Genomic DNA, 16,545 nt, shown 5'->3' with positions numbered 1-16,545 from the left:
GTTGACGAATACGTTGAGCCAAACGAGCGGCTCGCGCCTGAAACTGCGCAGTTGCAGCGCGCGGCCACCCATCATCTGCGCGGCGAAGGCGATGACAACGAGCCCCACGAGCTGAGGCCAAGGCAGGAGCCGATGAACGACAGGTTGGCCGGCCATCAGCCATACCGAGCCGAGCAATGCCGCCGACCCGAACGAGAATGCAGCTAACGCGATGCCGAAGTCGCGCCAGAAGAGCTGGTCGAGCCGGCGCCAATCCCGCATCGACGCGGCTTGCGCCATCGCCGGCACGCGGCGCAGCAGCCATGACTGGGCAGCGAGGCCGATCATATTGACGATGGTGACCGATAACCCGTACTGCCCCGCGACGACGGCGCCTTGCGTGTAGAACAGCAAGGGCGTGTTGCTCTGCGCAAGCAACGATGCGCAAAGCCAGTTCAGGCCGAGCCGCCATTGAAAGGGCCAAACTTCGTCGCGCCAGCGGTAGCGGCTGTCAGGCTCGTTGCAAGCGAGCGCGACAAGGGGGCGGTGGCGGAACGCCAGCCAGGCAAGCGGCACGCACAATGCCATGGCCGGCGCCATCGTCGTGGCCCAAAGGCCACCGCCGCTGGCGAACGCGATCCAGCATGCCAGCGAGCCGAGCGCTGCAGTGATGAGCCGAACCCCATAGACCTGCGATATTTGCCCGCTGCCCTCGAGCAAGGCGAGAAAGGGAAGCACGAGCAGACCGCCCGCGGTCAACGCGCAGAGCGTCAGCCAGCAAGGTGCCCACGTGATGCCGGTGGACGCTTTCGTTAGAAAGAAGAACCAGCCCCCGGGCAAAAACAAGACGAGAAACGCGAATGCGGCGATGGCGTACCAACGCACTGCTTTAGCCAGCAGCGCCTCGAACCGCGCGGGGCGTGCACCTTCCAGGCGATTGCCTCGCCCCCAGCGCAAACCGACAAACGCATGCGCGCCAAGCTGAAGCAGCGCCGTGGAAAGCCCGAGGTCGAACAGCGTATAGAACGAGGCCACGCTGAGAAAACTGTAGTACCAGCCTTGCAGTTCAGGCGTCAAATAATGCACCGCCAGCAGTGTCGAGACGAGCCCCGCGCCCGCCTGCCAGCCGCGCAGCGCCAGAATCGACACGAGATCCGGCGACCAGCGGCGAGCCAACCCCGCGTTCGATTCCGGCACGCTCATGGGATTCGCGCTCAAAACAGCTTGGCCGCGAGGTCGTAATCGCTGGGGCGGCCGACGTCGAGCCAATGTTCGAAGATGGGAAAGCACGAGACGCGTACGCCGCGGCGAATCTGTTCGTGCGCCACGTCTGTCATGTGATAGGCGCCATGCTTGGGGAGGGTGGCGAACACCCTCGGCGAAAGAAAATACATGCCGCTGTTGACCAGAAAACTGAGCTTCGGCTTTTCCTCGATGTGCATCACACGCGATTGCGATGCGTCGATCACGCCAAACGGAACCTGAAAGCCGTATTGCGTCGCCGCGATGGTCATCGCCGATTCCGTACGCAGGTGATAGGCGTGAAACATGCCGATATCGAGGGTGGTCAGAATGTCGCCGTTGAATACGAGCGTCGCCTCGTTGCGATGCGCCAGCCTCGAGAGCGCACCCCCGGTGCCGAGCGGTTCCTCTTCATGGATGTAATCGATGGGTACGCCGAATCGTTCGCCGCGACCGAAGTGATTCACGATCTTCTCGTGCAGATAGTGGGTGGAAATCACGATTCGGTCGGCGCCGTGATTCACGAGTTTTTCGATGCTGATTTCCAACATGGGCCGCCCGTTGACGCACAGCATCGGCTTCGGCGTCGTCTCCGTGAGCGGCCGCAGGCGCATGCCGAAGCCGCCCGCCATGACGACCGCCGTAAAACGCCGGTTCACATAGGGCGGCGACGAATCGATACTTTGATGATCGATCACGTCGACAGGCACGCCTGAGCGATCGACGAGAACGAGTTGTCGTAGCGAATGCTGGCGAAAGAGCGCCGCGCGCTCTGCGCGCGACGAATTCGTGCGTGCCGTGATAGGAGCCGGCCGCGCCGTTTGGAGCTTGACTTGGTGGATGTCGCGTGCGGTCGCGTCGAGTTGCTTGCCCTCGAGGAACGCACGACGAACGTCACCGTCGGTGACGATGTTGACGAAGCGTCCTGCGGCGTCGTATATCAACGCGCATCCCAGCGATCCGCTCGCCTGGATGCGCCGGATGACATCGGACACGCTGTCGTCGAGCGATACTTTGAGTGTTTCGAGCTGCGTCGTTTCCATGGCGATGACTCCCGCAAGTGAGTCGGTCTCAAAACAGTAATGGTTCAAGGTCAAACCCTCATCCCGCACCGGCGTCCGGATCGGGCAGCGGTGGCCGAAGGTCGTAAAACGTTTTGATCGAGAGGTTGGCCAGTTCCTGCGTAAGCAGTTCGCGTACGATTCGCGTGGTCGTGCCGGGGCGTTCATAGGGGTTGACGCTGCACGCGGCCGTCCGCCGAAACTCGTCCGACAATGCTTGCCTGATGGCCTCGACGATTTGCGCTGCATCGTCGGCGCACGAGATGACGCTGTCAGCGCGCGTGCGTCCGGCCTGCCGCGGGCCGATGTCGACGCTCGGTACGCCGAGCGTCGGCACTTCGATGATCGCGCTCGATGAGTTTCCCACCACGGCGCAGGCGTGCTTGGCCGCGGACAGATACAGATGCGTGCCGAGCGACATCGCGAAACGATAGCGCTGCGGGCAGGCAGCGGCTCGCTCGACAAGAAGACGGTTGATCGACGCCCCGCCGGCATCCGCGTTGGCCCCGGTCATGACAACGGCATGACCGGGGAATCGATCGAGTGCGTCGAGCAGGGCGCTCAATTGGGCATGCGCTGACTTCGACGACCGCGTAGCCGGGTGAAACGTCGCGAGCAGATAGGGCTGGCCCGCTTCCAGGTTGAGGTGGCGTGCCGTTTCGTTCGCGCTGTACAGTTCGAGCGTGCGGATGTTTTCCACGCCGAGTGCGCCGACTGCGAACACGCGATCGGGATGCTCTCCCAGTTGGACGATACGCGTCCGATAGGCTTGCGTGCTCGCGAAGTGAAGGTGGCTCATCTTTGTGATCGCGTGCCGGAACGCATCGTCGATCGCGCCATAGGTGAGCTCGCCGCCGTACAGGTGCGCGATCGGAATGTTGCAGACGGTGGCCGCCGCCGCTGCGGCGAACGCTTCGTAACGATCGCCGAGCAACACGAGCAGATCCGGCGCCATGCGACGCAACGCGTCGCCGTAACGGATCATGCCGAGCCCCAATGCGGTATAGACGCCGCATTCCGTCGCACTGTCCATCAGTACTTCGATCCGCTCGTACGCAGGGAGATCGTCTCGCTCCATCTCGCGCCATGTCGCGCCGTGGCTATCGGCCAGATGCGTGCCAGTCACGAGGAGTTTGACGATCGCATTCGACTCATTGCCGAGCGCACGGATGACCGGTCGCAGCAAGCCGTACTCCGCGCGCGTACCGGTGAAGACGCAGATCGTGCGCATAGGGGGACGCCTGTCGGAGAGGGGGAGGGGATGCGCCATCACCAGTTCCTTGCCCCGGACGTCCATGTTCCGTAAGCGGGACGCATCGGGTCGATCAATGCCGGATGCGCCTGTTTGGCATAGGCGAAATCGGGCGGGTCCGCATAAACGAGCTTGAAGTCGAGCCCATCGGACATGTACAAGTAAGTGGGCTCACCGAGCGGATGCGGGGCCATCGAGGCCATTCGCGGCATGTAATCGGGGAACAGCCCGGGAATATCGCCGCGGACGATCGGTGGCCCGATGCGCTCGCCAGACGATAGCGTGTGGACGGGAACGCCGTCCCGCGGCGGCGCCGATGTGGCCGGATACTGTCCGTACGCGAGCTTGTACGCATCGAGCGCTTCGACGATCTGAAAGACCTCGGCCACCCGTGTGTCCGCTTGTACGTGTTCGAAAGCCATGCTGACTTCGATGTATTCGCCTAGCCTTTGCCGCCACGCGTCATCGCGGCGCAGATAGGACCCGACCATCGACAGCACGCGCAGATTGCTGAGCGGGACGACTCCGTTGCGAACCGTGAGGATGGCGTGAGGCTTGTCGAAGTCGTAGCCGTTCAGATTGAAGCGCTTGCGCAGCAATGGGTTGACGATGAGCTGGACGCGCGGCGGCCAGTTCGCATATTCATCGACGGAGATGCCGAGTCGCTCTTTCGTTCGGTACACGGCCACCAGGTTGCCCGTGTATTCGTAATTCCATAGCTGGCGGTCGTCGATGCGGTGGGCCGTGTCGTTGAATACGAAGGTGCGTACATCCTTGAGAGCGGCTTGATGCGTGCCCACGAACGCCATGATCGCGCATTGACGAATCCAGTCGCGCCAAAGATCCAATCCCGCGACGATGCCGCTGCCCACCGAGGCGCCGATGACATAGCCGAGCAGCAGGTCGCGTCCTACAGTACGCAGCACCCAGACCTTCGCCAATACAAGGTCGAGCAGGTTGACGAACGCGATGAGCACCAAGGCGAGCGCGAAGAGGGCCGGCATGATGTTGCGGCTGTCGTAGAAGCTCGTGAGCACCGGCGTTTTGTCGGCAATGAGGTAGGGATAGACCGCGGCCGCGAACAGAATCCAGCCGAGCGTGGCTTGGAACAATGCCGTGTGCAAGGGTGTGCGCATGGGCCTTCGCGGAGCGATGCGAAGCAGCAGGAAGCACAGGAGGCACGAAACGCCCAGGACGAGCGGCGGCACGCCGCGCGACGAAATCGCGAAGTAGTCGCGCAAGACCGGCCTGATGATCGTGAATGCATCGAGGAGGGAGCCGATCAGTCTGCGCGAATGGATATCGTTGTAATCGCCGTACAGGATCGATTTCACGCCCGTGAGCCGCTTGACCAGCATGAAAGCGAACGGCAGCGCGAGCAGCGCCGCGTTTTGCACCGCGTATCGGCGTAGCGGTTCGCTGCTTGCGCGAGCGCGTGCTTGCAGATTGGCGGGTACCGTATGGAGCGACGACGTGAGCTCACGCCAGCCCGGAAAGGGCATGACTGCTCGGAGGTGTTCGCTCACGGAGCGGGCGGCAAGCAGCACCAGGATCGCCAGGTAAAGCGCGATGAGCGAGTTCAGGTAGAACGCAAAGAAAAAGAAAGGCGCGCTGAGCCATTGGCCGCGGCGCGCATTCGGCGTGGCTGCCAGTAGCGCCCAGCCGATCCAGAACGATGCGATATAGACGTTGTACATCGCCACGCTCGTCAGAAACCGGATCGGTGCGATGTGGGTGGAAACAGAGACGAGGAAGAGTGCGAGGGCGTCGTCGCGCGAGAGCACGCGATGGCGGTGCAGCACGTACGCCGCGGCCGCGCCCGCTATCAGCCACGACACGAGGGCCGTCGCGCGCATCGCGAGCGCGGGATGAGCCAACGCATTGATCGCGTTAGTCAAATAGCCGCCCCAGAAGATGCCCAGCTCCTTGGCGATGCGGATGCTCTGAGCGGGCGGTTGAAAGCGCCACGCCCAATCGTCCCAGAAATAGCCGGGATTGCAGACGATCAGCGCTGTGCCGCCGAAGATCGCTATGAAGGCGATTGGGGCGTATCGCGCCAGGCGCGCCAGCTTCGCCATCCGTGTGAGCGGGTGGGTCGCGCGCATCCGCGGGGCGCGCTGTGGCGCAGCGGCGGTCTGTCTTTTGGTTCGGCGTTCACGGCCGAGAGAAAGCGCGTCGGTGTCGTTCGTATCCATGGCTTACCAGGCGCACCAGCCGCCGTCGACGACGATGTTCTGTCCCGTGACGTAGCTCGACATATCGCTCGCCAAAAACAGCGCGACACCCTTGAAATCTTCCTCGGTCGCCATGCGGGCGAGCGGTGTACGCCGTTCGTAGCGTTCGACAAAGCATGCGGGCTGATCGCGCCAGACGCCGCCGGGGCTCATCGTATTGACGCGCACCTCGGGCGCGAGCGTCGTCGCCAGCCAGTTCGTCAATTGCGCGAGCGCGCCTTTGCTCGCCGCGTAGCCCGCGGGATTGGCCATCGTCGTGCCTTCGTACAAGCGCCAGTCCGGCCCGACCACGCCATAAAGCGACGAGACATTGATCACCGACCCCTTGCCCGTTCGTTTCAGATACGGCAACGATTGCTGCACGAGTTCGAAGGCAGCCGTGACGTTCACTTCATACGCGGCACGCCAGGCGGCGCTTTGCTGACGTTCGAACGGCACCGCCCAGCCAGCCAGCTCTGTCGTGCCGACGAAGGCCGCGCAGTTCACCAGAATGTCGAGCCCTGCGCAGCAGTTGGCGACTTGGTCGGGTAGCGCACGTACGCTCGCTTCGTCGGAAAGGTCGACTTCGAAGAGGTTGACGCTCGTACCGTGCAGCCGCTCGGCGCACGCCTCCAACGCGCCAAGCCGGCGATCCGCCAGTGCGAGGGTCGCGCCGGCTTCCGCCAGCGCTTCGGCAATCGCCGCCCCGATGTGTCCGGCCGCACCGGTGATCAAGGCGGTCCTGCCCGAAAGTGACATCAGCTCCGAGATCGTACGCATCGCATCGTGTCCTGTCCGATGGCTCTATCCTGCCCCTGGCCTTGCGTGCTAAAGGCGTATCCAACTGCGATTCGCCGCAGCCGTTTCCGCGGCGGCAATGACCCGCAAGACCTCATATCCGCCCTGCAAGTCGCACATCGTCGACATGTCGTCCGCGAGGAACGCTTTCAGTTGCTCCCGGTACGTGACGTCGCGCTCCACCGGACATGCCGTGACTTCGTTGTTCAACGTCAACGTCCCGGCCACGAAATCGACGCTCGCCGTCAGATCGCGCGCATTGATGGTCATGACGCGCCTGGGCTCCCGGTCGAGGTAATTGATCGAGATGGCAACGGCACGACAGCGCTCATGGCTCGACAGGATCGAATAGACATCGTCGCTATCGATCTCGAGCGCGCTCAGATGGCCGCCGATGGCGGTGATCGCATGCGCACGACCGCAAAGCCACAGTGCGAGATCGATCTCGTGCGATAAATCGCGCAATACGCCGCCGCCTTCTTGACGGCGTGCGGAATAGGCGGTGCGGTACTCCGTGCCGGGCCGCCACTGGGGCAAGTACTGGCCGGCGTAAAAATGCGCGCTGACGATCGGCCGCGCGGCGAGTGCCGTGCGCAAGGCCTGGACGAGCGGGTGAAAGCGCAGGTTGTAGGCGATGCGCACGCGAAACGGCCATGCGGCCGGGATCTCCTCGACCTTGCTGCACAAGGGCTTTTCGACGAGGACACGACCGGTGAACCCGGCGCTTGCGAGCGCCTGCAACGTCTCGCCGTGGCGGCCCGTGGCATTGGCGACGACGACATACCTTGGTTTCGTTTCGTCCAATGCTTGTTCGATGCGAGTGAAATGTGGAAAGGGCACGCCTGGGCGATGCGTCACGTAGGCCACCTGCGCGCCAAGCGCCGCTGCCAGCCGGCCATGGCGCGCGCCGATCGATCCGTAGCCGACGACGAGTAGCGAACCACGGCCCGGGCGGGACGTCGCGCGATGAGAGGCGGCCGACATCGTTTCGATGCAGGCGGATGGCGAATGCGGCGAGCGCGTCCTGTGGATGGGCGAGGTCATATCAGATTGGCTCGTCGGTGGCATAGGCGCGTGCGGCTCGCGTGCCCACGACGCTGTCCCAGCGCGCAGGCGAAATGCCGGATCCCGGGCGGCGCACGGCCAGGTTCTCGGGTGACAGTGGCTCTCCCTGCGCGATCGGGCGCCGCGCGACTATCGATTTACGCGCCGCCGTGCGGTTCCGCAGTTCGGAATCGGACGGCCGCTTACGTCCGTCGCCCAGCGCACAGCTCACGCGGCGCACGCCTTCGATCATGCGGGCGAAGTCAACGGGCGCGAGACTGGCCCGGTGATCGGGACCGGGCATCGCGCGATCCAGCGTCATGTGCTTTTCGATGACTCGAGCCCCCAGCGCAGCGGCCGCGATCGGGATGTCGATGCCCTCGGTGTGGTCGGAATAGCCGATGGCGACACCGGGAAATGCGGTGCCGAGCGTCAGCATGGCGCGCAGGTTGACTTCGTCAAAGGGCGCCGGGTATTCGGTCGTACAGTGAAGCAGCGTCATGCGTTCGAGCGGCGTGCCGGCTGCCTCCAGCGTTTCGAGCGCATGTTCGACTTCGCCGAGCGTCGCCATGCCGGTGGACAGCAGGATCGGCAATCCGATGGCCCCCAGTTGCCGTAGAAATGGAATGTCGGTGATGTCGCCCGATGCGACTTTCAGCGCGCTCATGCCCATGCCGGCGAGCAAGGCCGCCGATTCAATATCGAACGGCGTCGATAAGAACGCGATGTGCTTTTCCGCGCAGTAGGCCGCGATCTCGCGAAAGGCCGATGCAGGCAATTCGAGGCGCTTCAGCATATCGAACTGCGACTGAGCTGCACCGCTCGTGCGCTGTTGATAGTTCGCCTTCGCCGCGTGGCGCGTCACGAGCAGTTCCGTTCGGAACGTCTGGAACTTGACGTAGTCGGCACCGGCGTGCGCGGCTTCATCCACGAGCCGGTAAGCCAATTCGAGCGAGCCGTTGTGATTGACGCCGGCCTCGGCGATGATCGAACAGTAGGCGTTCATCTGAACTGGCCTCCGACGAGCCGCGTGCCGTCCGGCATCGGCTGGATGACGCGTTCGCCTATGGCGACGAGACAGTCCGCCCCGATGGCGAGCCCTTCCCGGCACACGGCCCCGCTACCGATGAACGTTCGATCGCCCACCGTCGCACCGCCGTTCACGACCGCGGCCGTTGCGACGTGACAGTGGCTGCCGACGCGAGCGTCGTGCTCGATCAACGCACGCGTATTGACGATCGTATTCGCCCCTATCCGCGCGTCCGGGCCGACGCACGCCGAGTGCATGACGATCGTGCCTTCGGCGAGCGTGGCCGAACGCGCGACATGGGCCTTAGGCGAGATCACGGCCGGCAAGACGAAGCCCGCCGCCTTCAATGCGTGAAAGAGGCGCAGCCTCGGTTGGGGCGATTCGATCTGCCCGCAAGCGACGAGGGCGAACGTGCAACGTTCGCGCAGTGCGGCGAGATCCTCGTCGAATCCGGCCACTTCATAGCCCATGACTGCGGCCATTCGTGCATCGCGCCGCTCGACGATGCCCGCCACGCGCCACGCCTGCGTCGTTTCAAGGACGTCGATGACCGCTTTGCAGTGCCCGCCACCGCCGACGAGGAGGATGTCGTTCATGCCGGCACCTCGACGCGCACGCCGCTCGGGATGTTGATCAGCCGCGCACCGATATGCGCCGTGACAGGCAGCGGCCCGCGCGGAAGCTCAGCGAACATCCGCAGCGTATGCAGCGGCTCCCAGGCCGGCCGCGTCATGACGCCCGCATCGTTCGTCACTTCCAGGCAGCGATCGCGCTCGGCCGCGTTGCGCAGCAAGATCGCGCATAGCCAATAGTTCGCGTGCGTGCCTGGAGGTTCGACGACGAACGGAATGTCGACCGCATCGAACGCCGACCGATAGCGCTCGGCCAGCGTTCGCTTGAAGGTCAGGAACGCATCCAGCTGCTCGAGCTGCGCGCAGCCGAGCGCGGCATTCAGATTGGGAAGCCTGAAGTTGTAGCCGATCGCATCGTGCTCGAAGCGCCAGCGGTGCGGGACCTTGGCCGTCGTCGTCAAATGTTTCGCGCGTTGGGCGATCACGGGGTCATTCGTCATGATCGCGCCGCCGCCGCCCGTCGTGCAGACCTTGTTGCCGTTGAAGCTCAACGTCCCCAAGCGGCCGGTGGTGCCGCAGTGCTTCGTGTCGTGTCGGCTGCCGAGCGCTTCGGCGGCGTCTTCGACAAGAGGAAGTTCCCACTGCGCGCAGATATCGGCAATGTCGTCGATGCGGCAAGGCAAGCCGAACGAATGCATGGGCACGCAGGCGGCCACGCGGCGTCCCGACGCCCGGTGGCGGACCGTGTCACCCACGCGTTCGCAGTCTTCTTGCAGAAAGGCGCTCAGTGCTTCAGGCGACATGCCGAGCGTCGTCGGATCGATGTCGACAAATGCGGGTTCCGCACCCGCGTGAACGATCGCGTTCGCGGTCGCGACAAAGCTCAGCGATTGCGTCACGACGAGCTCGCCCGGTTCGACCGAGGCCAGCAGCAGCGCCATATGCAGGGCAGTGGTGCCGTTGGCGGTCGCGATCACGTATCGTGCACCCGTGAATTCGCTCAACATCTGTTCGAAGCGATCGACGTAGGCGCCGACCGACGAGACGACGGTCGACTCGATCGTCGCGCGGACATACGCCATTTCGTTTCCGGCGAAGACGGGCGCGTGCAACGCGAGCGGTCCGCTGCCGCCGTATACGTCGCGGACGATTCTAAGCACGTCATGGGCACGGGACATGGTTCAGATGTTGTAGATGTCGGTTTTGTAAGCGGCCAGATTCGCCGGGGCGGCGAACCACCGCACTGTCTGCTCGATCCCGCGACGCAAGCCGTCCGGGCCGCCGTACTCGGGAACCCATCCGGTCAAGGTCCGCAAGCGGCTGGCATCCGCGACGAGCCGTTCGACCTCGCTGGTCGCGGGGCGCAGCCGGGCCGGGTCCGTTTCGATCCGAACATCGACGCCCATCGTTTCGGCGATGAGCTTGACGGTGTCGCCGATACTCACTTCGAATCCGCTGCCTGCGTTGAGCACCTGGCCGATCGCCGCGTCGCTGTTCATCACGGCTTCGAATGCGCGCACGGTATCGGCGACGAAGTTGAAATCGCGCGTGGGATGCAACGCGCCGAGCTTGATGCTGCGCCGTCCCGCCGCGATTTGCGTCACGATGCTCGGTATCACGGCGCGTGCGGACTGACGCGGCCCATAGGTATTGAACGGACGCAGGACCGAGACCGGCGTGCCGAACGCGTGATGGAACGACAGCGCGATCTGATCGGCACCGATCTTTGATGCGGAGTAGGGCGACTGCGCTTGCAGCGGATGATCCTCGGCGATCGGCACCGTTCGCGCGGTGCCGTATACCTCGCTCGTCGACGTATGCACGACGCGCGCACCCGATTCGCGCGCGGCCTGCACGACATGCAGCGTGCCTTTGATATTCGTATCGACGTAGGTATCGGGCGAATGATAGGAGTACGGGATGGCGATCAAGGCGGCCAGATGCAGCACAATGTCGCAACCCTGCACGGCTTGGCGCACGCCATTCGGATCCCGCACGTCGCCTGCGAAGACATCGAGTGCGTCGCGGATCTCGGCGCTCGCGCGGTCCAGCCAGCCCCAGGCGTTGAACGAGTTGTAAAGGACGAAGGCGCGGACGTCATAGCCGGCGCGCACGAGATGTTCGGTCAAATGCGAGCCGATGAAGCCGTCGGCGCCGGTCACCAGAATCTTCTTGTTAGACGTAGGCATAGGCATGAGCGCTCCTTGACGCGCTTAGTCGTGATCGAACATCGTCATGTTGCGTTCCAGCTCGTCGCGGGGCAGTAGCGGATCCATATCCTCCATGGGGCGCGAGGCCAACGTGCCGTCCGGCTTGCGGTATGAACTCGCGCGAAAACGCTGCTGCGCCTGCGAAACGCGCATTTCGACAAGCCAGGGTTTGTCGTCGGCGAACACGGTCTCGATCGATGCGCGCAACGCGTCATTCGTCGCGATACGCAGATAACGCAGGCCGAACGCGGCGGCCAGCTGCTCGAAGTTCGGATTGCCGACGCCCGATTGCGCGTCGGTGCCCACCTGGCGGCCGTCGAAAAAGCGCGTCTGCGTGTTGCGGATACTTTGATAGCCGTCGTTGTTGCTGATGAACAGCTTGGCGTTGAGGCGGTGATGTCCGAGGAACATCAACTCCTGGATGTTGAACAGGACACTGCCGTCGCCTGTGATCAGCACGGCACGGCGCATACGCCCACCGGCCACGCTCGCGCCGACGAGCGCCGGCAGGTCCCAGCCCATCGCCCCCATGCACGCGCTCGTGAAGGCGGTTTGCCCGTCCTTCACTCGATGGTTCTGATAAGCGATGATGCAGCCGTCCAGTGAGTTTCCGCTGACGACGATATCCGTGTCGCCTAGCTGCCTGGAGAGTTCGTCGTAGGCTGCGTAGATATCGACGTGCGCTTGTTGCAAATGCTCGGCCGCGGGCATCGGCGGATACGTGCGCTTCCACATGGCGCAGGCATCGAGCCAGCGTTGCGGCGTGTGCCGGTCGCGCGACTTCAGCGCCGCGCGAAACAGGGCGATGAAATCGTTCGCGTCGGCATGGACGGGGAGATCGATCGCGACGTTGCGTTTTTCAAGATCGCCCTCGTCGATATTGACGAGGATTTTTGTGGCCTTCGGCGCGAACTTCTCGCTGAAGCCGATGGCCGAAATGGATAAGCTCGTGCCGATCGCCAACACAAGGTCGGCCGTTTGCAACGCGAAATTTGCGCGACGTTGCCCGCCGGGGCCGATCCGTCCTTGAAAGAAGGGATGGTTCTCGGCCAGGACATCCATCGCGCTGACGGTGGACATCGCCGGCACGCGCAGATCCTCGATCAACCGCCGCAATGCTTGACGAGCGCCGCTCAGCACGACACCGTTGCCGTACAGCACGACGGGCCGCTTGGCGGCGGCAAACAGATCGGCGACCCGGCTCACCGTCTCCCGAGTGAGCTGCGGCTTGGGTTCGCCCTCGGGTTCATAGCCGCGCAAGGCATCGGCGTCGATCATCGCGGATTGAATGTCGAGCGGCAGATTCAACCAGACCGGACCGGGCCGGCCCGTGCGGGCCAGGTACAGGCATTTTTCGAGTTCGTAGCGGATGTCCTCGGCCTTCATGACCGTGACCGCATGCTTGGTGACCGGGGCCGCCATCGGAACGATGTTGATTTCCTGTGGGCCCACCTGGCGTTGGCGCGAATAGTCGGCCATGACGCCGGTGCGCACCTGCCCCGAAATCACGAGCATGGGAATGGAATCGACCCACGCCCCTGCTACGCCGGTGAGCGCGTTCGTGCTCCCAGGGCCGGTCGTCACCAGGCACACGCCAAGGCCCTCGGTCACGCGCGCATAGCCTTCCGCGGCGATGGCGCATGCCTGCTCGTGATAGTTGCACCAGTACCGCAGACGAGCGCTGCGGCCGAGGGCATCGCACAGGTACATGATGCCGCCGCCGGACACCATGAAGACATCCTTGACGCCTGCCTCGGCCACTCGTTGGAACACATAATCCGCTACGCTGATAGCCATATGCGCTAGCCCGGTCGAAAAGTGGGTTGCATCACGCGTGTTCGTCGATGCGCGGCTCTGGCGTCTACCAAAGTGCGATCCCCGCTTGCTGTTTGAAATCGTCAACTCGTGTCCATTCGCCGCCGGTACCAGGCGAGGGTTCTGACAATGGCATCGTCCAGGGCGATGGCTGGGCGCAAGCCCAGTTCCTCCTTGGCGCGCAAGAGCGAAGGGAGGTAAGCGGACGGCGCCGCGCCGGGGATCGGCTCGCGTTTGATCGTCACGGCATCCGCCGGCATGCCCGCCTGCGCCGCGACGCGATGGGCCAATTCGGCGATCGAGACGGCGTGCTCGCCGCCGACGTTGTACGGCACACCGCTGCGCCCGCGCACGAGGATCGTGAGCAGCCACACGACGAGATCGGCCGCGTAGAGGTACGAACGCAACGGCGTACCGTCGCCAGTCACGACGATCTCTTTTCCCGACAGCGCATCGCGGATCAAATTGCCGGCGGCGTAGTTGTGCCCGAGCGGAAGGTACGGACCGACGAAGGCGAAGCAACGCGCAATCGCCGCCTTGAATCCATGCTGCTGCGCGCCGATTGCCGTCATGACTTCCATGAGCCGCTTCGATTCACGGTAGACGTGGCGCTCGGAAGCATAATCGGCGATGCCTGCCGGCCCCTCTTCGAAGCGTGGCCCGGCGTTCGCTTCCACCGTCGAATACACGGCGCCCGAGCTTGTCAACAAAACCGATTCACAAGCGTGACGGGCGGCCATGTCGACGATCCTGCGGGTGCCGTCGATCGCGGCATTCAGATGGCGTTCGGGCCAATCCGGCCGGCCGTCGACGTTGTTTTCCGATGCGGCGTGCATGATGTGCGTGCAGCGGCGCGAGGGAATCTCGAAGCTGGCGGCGTCGCCTGTCACGAAGCGCAATTCATTGCGATCGCGTAGATGCGGCGCTTGGGTGCTCAGAAATCGCTCAGGCGCGCGGCTCAAAGCGGTAATCGTCAAATCGAGATCGCGTGCCCGATTGGCCCAAATGAGCGATTCGAGCAGCCAGATGCCGAAGAAGCCCGTCGCGCCGGTCAGAAACAGATGCGCGCCGCGCAAATCCGGCCAGACGCGTGCGAGTTCGCGATCCACATGTTCGAGGTCGTCGCGGAACAGCGAGAAGCCGGGTGCGATGTCATGCATCGCTGTTCTCGAGCAGCGTGGCGTTCGCGGCCGGTTCGAAATTGATTCGCTCGTTCTCGACCACCATCGGACGCCGGATCGTATGCGTGACGAGCAGACCGATGTATTCGCCGAGCAACCCGAGGAGCAGGAACAGCACGCCCAGAAAGAAAAACAGGCTGACGGCGAGCGGTGCGATCCCCATTTGGAATTCGCTCCATGCCATCAGTTTGCGAACGAGGTAGTAGATCCCCATGAGAAAGCTCATGCCGCTCATGGCGATGCCAAGCAGCGTCGCGAGCCGCAACGGTGCTTTCGTGTGATTGACGATGCCGAGCAGCGCACTGTCGAGATAAACGAAGAACGTCCCTTTCGAGCGCCCATGCTTTCTGATGGGTTTGTCGAACGGCACTTGTGCACGGGGGAAGCCGATTTCGCAGATCAGGCCACGGAAGTAGGGATAGGGATCGTCGATATCGCGCAGGATGTCCATGACCGCACGGTCGTACAAACCGAAGCCCGTGAAATTCGGCACTTGATCGACGTCCGAGATGCGCGTGATGAGTGCGTAATACGCCTTACGCAAAAGCGGGGTGAGCCCGCGCCCCGCATGGTTGCGGCGCACGCCGACGGCGATCTTGAAGCCCTGTTCCCAATACCGGATGAACTCGGGCAGCAGCTCGGGCGGATCCTCGAGATCGGACGCCATGCCGATGACGGCATCGCCCTCGGCCAGCAGCAGGGCGTGATAGGGCGAACGAATATGCCCAAAATTGCGCACATTGACGATCGCCTTCAAGTGCTTATCGATGCGTGCGATCGCTCGGATCACCTCGACCGTGCCGTCGGTCGACGCGTTATCGATCAGGATGATTTCATAATCGTAGTGCGGCAGCTGCCGCATCACCGCTGTCACGCGCGCGTGCAGCTCGGCGATGTTCTCGCGTTCGTTGAAGCAGCCCGCGACAATGCTGATCAGTTTTCGTGTGCTCATCCGCGCTGTGCCTCATCGAAGGTAAACCGGTCGTGACCGGCGTACGAGACGGCGATGCCGACGATCATCACGCCACCCTGGGCGATCCAGAAAGGGACACCGAGCGCATCGACCAGCAGCCAGAGTCCGGCGAGGCCGATCAGTGCGTTGCCCCCGTATACGACGTAGCACCGCAGGTACTGCGCGAGCCAGTGCCCGCGGGCGCGAAACACGAACAGCTTGTAAGCGATGAAGGCTTCGGTGATGCAGATGACATTGGCGATCGCGCCGATTGCGACGATGTGAAGCCGGCGCGCCAACATGTAATACAAGGCGGTCGTGATGACATAGGCGAACGCGGTATTGCCCGCACCGATCGCCAGAAATCTCCATGTCTTGCCGTCGCCATGGGGCAGCTCGGTGCCGAACTGCTGGCGCGCATGTGTGTCCTTGTTGCGGTCCAACCCATCCGAAGTCCCACGCTCATTGCGCTTCGGTCGCATCCGCGTACCCTTCCTTCAGGCCCGAAAATCGGACCTGGCGTTTAGAAATTGACGCCAAGAAACGTTTCGATCTTCGTGGCTGCGTAATCGAGTTCCGCTTCGCCGAGACCGGGAAACACGCCGATCCAAAAGCTGTTTTCCATGATCGTGTTCGTGTTGCCGAGCTCGCCCGCAACCCGAAAATGCCGCCCGGCCATGTACGGCTGCCGGGTGAGATTGCCGGCGAATATCAGCCGTGTGCCGACCTTCTCCTGGTCCAGATAGGTGAGTAAATCCGTGCGGCGCAAGTTCGCTTCGTCCCGAATCGTGATCGGAAAGCCGAACCAGGCAGGATCGGCATTCGGTGTCGCGGCTGGCAGCACGAGCTGATCGCGGCACGATTGCAGGCGTTCGGTCAGATAAGCGAAATTGCGGCGGCGTGCCTCGATGAAGCGCGGTGCGCGTTCCAGTTGCGCAAGCCCGCACGCGGCCTGCATGTCGGTGATCTTCAGGTTGTAGCCCAGGTGGGAGTACGTGTACTTGTGATCGTAGCCTTCGGGCAATTCTCCGAGCTTCCAGCAAAAGCGCTTGCCGCACGTGTTGTCTGCGCCCGGCGCGCAATAGCAGTCGCGGCCCCAGTCGCGAAACGAGCGGGCGATGTCGTTCAGCTCGGCGCTGTTCGTGAAGACGGCGCCGCCTTCGCCCATCGTGATGTGGTGGGCGGGATAGAAGCTC

Annotated in this window: 15 protein-coding genes; all 15 read right to left on the bottom strand. The window is 63.3% G+C overall.

Features of this window, described 5'->3' with window-relative positions:
- The coding region (locus ACTHL0_RS11390) for a hypothetical protein (RefSeq protein ID WP_440566843.1) at positions 1-1,182 on the bottom strand (1,182 nt) is incomplete at its 3' end.
- A gap of 11 nt (positions 1,183-1,193) precedes the next feature.
- Positions 1,194-2,264 carry a nucleotidyltransferase family protein gene (locus ACTHL0_RS11385; protein WP_440566842.1) on the bottom strand — a complete coding sequence of 357 codons (1,071 nt, stop codon included), beginning with the start codon at positions 2,262-2,264 and terminating at the stop codon, positions 1,194-1,196.
- A 58-nt stretch (positions 2,265-2,322) separates the two neighbouring features.
- The gene (gene neuC, locus ACTHL0_RS11380) at positions 2,323-3,513 is read right to left on the bottom strand and encodes a UDP-N-acetylglucosamine 2-epimerase (protein ID WP_440566841.1); all 1,191 of its coding nucleotides are present in this window, start codon (positions 3,511-3,513) and stop codon (positions 2,323-2,325) included.
- Positions 3,514-3,551: 38 nt separating this feature from the next.
- Entirely contained in the window at positions 3,552-5,639 is a 2,088-nt protein-coding gene (locus ACTHL0_RS11375) for a hypothetical protein (RefSeq protein ID WP_440566840.1), read from the bottom strand.
- Between the two features lie 93 nt (positions 5,640-5,732).
- Positions 5,733-6,527 carry an SDR family oxidoreductase gene (locus ACTHL0_RS11370; protein WP_440566839.1) on the bottom strand — a complete coding sequence of 265 codons (795 nt, stop codon included), beginning with the start codon at positions 6,525-6,527 and terminating at the stop codon, positions 5,733-5,735.
- Positions 6,528-6,575: 48 nt separating this feature from the next.
- Positions 6,576-7,589: a Gfo/Idh/MocA family protein gene (locus ACTHL0_RS11365; RefSeq protein WP_440566838.1), complete on the bottom strand. Its 1,014-nt coding sequence runs from the start codon at positions 7,587-7,589 to the stop codon at positions 6,576-6,578.
- 1 nt (position 7,590) lies between these two features.
- On the bottom strand, positions 7,591-8,595 hold the full coding sequence (neuB, locus tag ACTHL0_RS11360; protein ID WP_440566837.1) for an N-acetylneuraminate synthase: 1,005 nt from the start codon (positions 8,593-8,595) through the stop codon (positions 7,591-7,593).
- Positions 8,592-9,215, bottom strand: a complete 624-nt coding sequence (locus tag ACTHL0_RS11355; RefSeq protein WP_440566836.1) for an acetyltransferase — start codon at positions 9,213-9,215, stop codon at positions 8,592-8,594. Before ACTHL0_RS11355 ends, neuB begins: the two co-directional genes overlap by 4 nt.
- A complete protein-coding gene (locus ACTHL0_RS11350; protein WP_440566835.1) occupies positions 9,212-10,369 on the bottom strand; it encodes a LegC family aminotransferase in 1,158 nt (385 codons plus the stop codon). Before ACTHL0_RS11350 ends, ACTHL0_RS11355 begins: the two co-directional genes overlap by 4 nt.
- Before the next feature lie 3 nt (positions 10,370-10,372).
- Positions 10,373-11,380: an NAD-dependent 4,6-dehydratase LegB gene (locus ACTHL0_RS11345; RefSeq protein ID WP_440566834.1), complete on the bottom strand. Its 1,008-nt coding sequence runs from the start codon at positions 11,378-11,380 to the stop codon at positions 10,373-10,375.
- Positions 11,381-11,404: 24 nt separating this feature from the next.
- Positions 11,405-13,198 (bottom strand): thiamine pyrophosphate-binding protein, encoded by a 1,794-nt coding sequence (locus ACTHL0_RS11340; RefSeq protein WP_440566833.1) that lies wholly within the window; start codon positions 13,196-13,198, stop codon positions 11,405-11,407.
- A 101-nt stretch (positions 13,199-13,299) separates the two neighbouring features.
- Positions 13,300-14,376 carry an NAD-dependent epimerase/dehydratase family protein gene (locus tag ACTHL0_RS11335; protein ID WP_440566832.1) on the bottom strand — a complete coding sequence of 359 codons (1,077 nt, stop codon included), beginning with the start codon at positions 14,374-14,376 and terminating at the stop codon, positions 13,300-13,302.
- Complete coding sequence (locus ACTHL0_RS11330) at positions 14,369-15,349, bottom strand: glycosyltransferase family 2 protein (protein ID WP_440566831.1); 981 nt, start codon at positions 15,347-15,349, stop codon at positions 14,369-14,371. Before ACTHL0_RS11330 ends, ACTHL0_RS11335 begins: the two co-directional genes overlap by 8 nt.
- Positions 15,346-15,831 (bottom strand): GtrA family protein, encoded by a 486-nt coding sequence (locus ACTHL0_RS11325; RefSeq protein ID WP_440566830.1) that lies wholly within the window; start codon positions 15,829-15,831, stop codon positions 15,346-15,348. Before ACTHL0_RS11325 ends, ACTHL0_RS11330 begins: the two co-directional genes overlap by 4 nt.
- A 41-nt stretch (positions 15,832-15,872) precedes the next feature.
- Positions 15,873-16,545, bottom strand: a 673-nt coding sequence (locus tag ACTHL0_RS11320; protein WP_440566829.1) for a DegT/DnrJ/EryC1/StrS family aminotransferase, incomplete at its 5' end; no start/stop codon positions are given.

This window comes from Trinickia sp. (assembly GCF_051961175.1).
GTDB lineage: Bacteria > Pseudomonadota > Gammaproteobacteria > Burkholderiales > Burkholderiaceae > Trinickia.
This window is presented reverse-complemented; position numbering and strand designations above follow the sequence as displayed.

What these genes read in the sequence shown, in the direction of transcription:
- ACTHL0_RS11385 (WP_440566842.1), bottom strand. Translation starts at nt 2,264, where the DNA reads ATGGAAACGACGCAGCTCGAAACACTCAAAGTATCGCTCGACGACAGC.
- neuC (WP_440566841.1), bottom strand. Translation starts at nt 3,513, where the DNA reads ATGCGCACGATCTGCGTCTTCACCGGTACGCGCGCGGAGTACGGCTTG.
- ACTHL0_RS11325 (WP_440566830.1), bottom strand. Translation starts at nt 15,831, where the DNA reads ATGCGACCGAAGCGCAATGAGCGTGGGACTTCGGATGGGTTGGACCGC.
- ACTHL0_RS11370 (WP_440566839.1), bottom strand. Translation starts at nt 6,527, where the DNA reads ATGCGTACGATCTCGGAGCTGATGTCACTTTCGGGCAGGACCGCCTTG.
- ACTHL0_RS11375 (WP_440566840.1), bottom strand. Translation starts at nt 5,639, where the DNA reads ATGCGCGCGACCCACCCGCTCACACGGATGGCGAAGCTGGCGCGCCTG.
- ACTHL0_RS11330 (WP_440566831.1), bottom strand. Translation starts at nt 15,349, where the DNA reads ATGAGCACACGAAAACTGATCAGCATTGTCGCGGGCTGCTTCAACGAA.
- ACTHL0_RS11345 (WP_440566834.1), bottom strand. Translation starts at nt 11,380, where the DNA reads ATGCCTACGTCTAACAAGAAGATTCTGGTGACCGGCGCCGACGGCTTC.
- neuB (WP_440566837.1), bottom strand. Translation starts at nt 8,595, where the DNA reads ATGAACGCCTACTGTTCGATCATCGCCGAGGCCGGCGTCAATCACAAC.
- ACTHL0_RS11335 (WP_440566832.1), bottom strand. Translation starts at nt 14,376, where the DNA reads ATGCATGACATCGCACCCGGCTTCTCGCTGTTCCGCGACGACCTCGAA.
- ACTHL0_RS11350 (WP_440566835.1), bottom strand. Translation starts at nt 10,369, where the DNA reads ATGTCCCGTGCCCATGACGTGCTTAGAATCGTCCGCGACGTATACGGC.
- ACTHL0_RS11365 (WP_440566838.1), bottom strand. Translation starts at nt 7,589, where the DNA reads ATGACCTCGCCCATCCACAGGACGCGCTCGCCGCATTCGCCATCCGCC.
- ACTHL0_RS11340 (WP_440566833.1), bottom strand. Translation starts at nt 13,198, where the DNA reads ATGGCTATCAGCGTAGCGGATTATGTGTTCCAACGAGTGGCCGAGGCA.
- ACTHL0_RS11355 (WP_440566836.1), bottom strand. Translation starts at nt 9,215, where the DNA reads ATGAACGACATCCTCCTCGTCGGCGGTGGCGGGCACTGCAAAGCGGTC.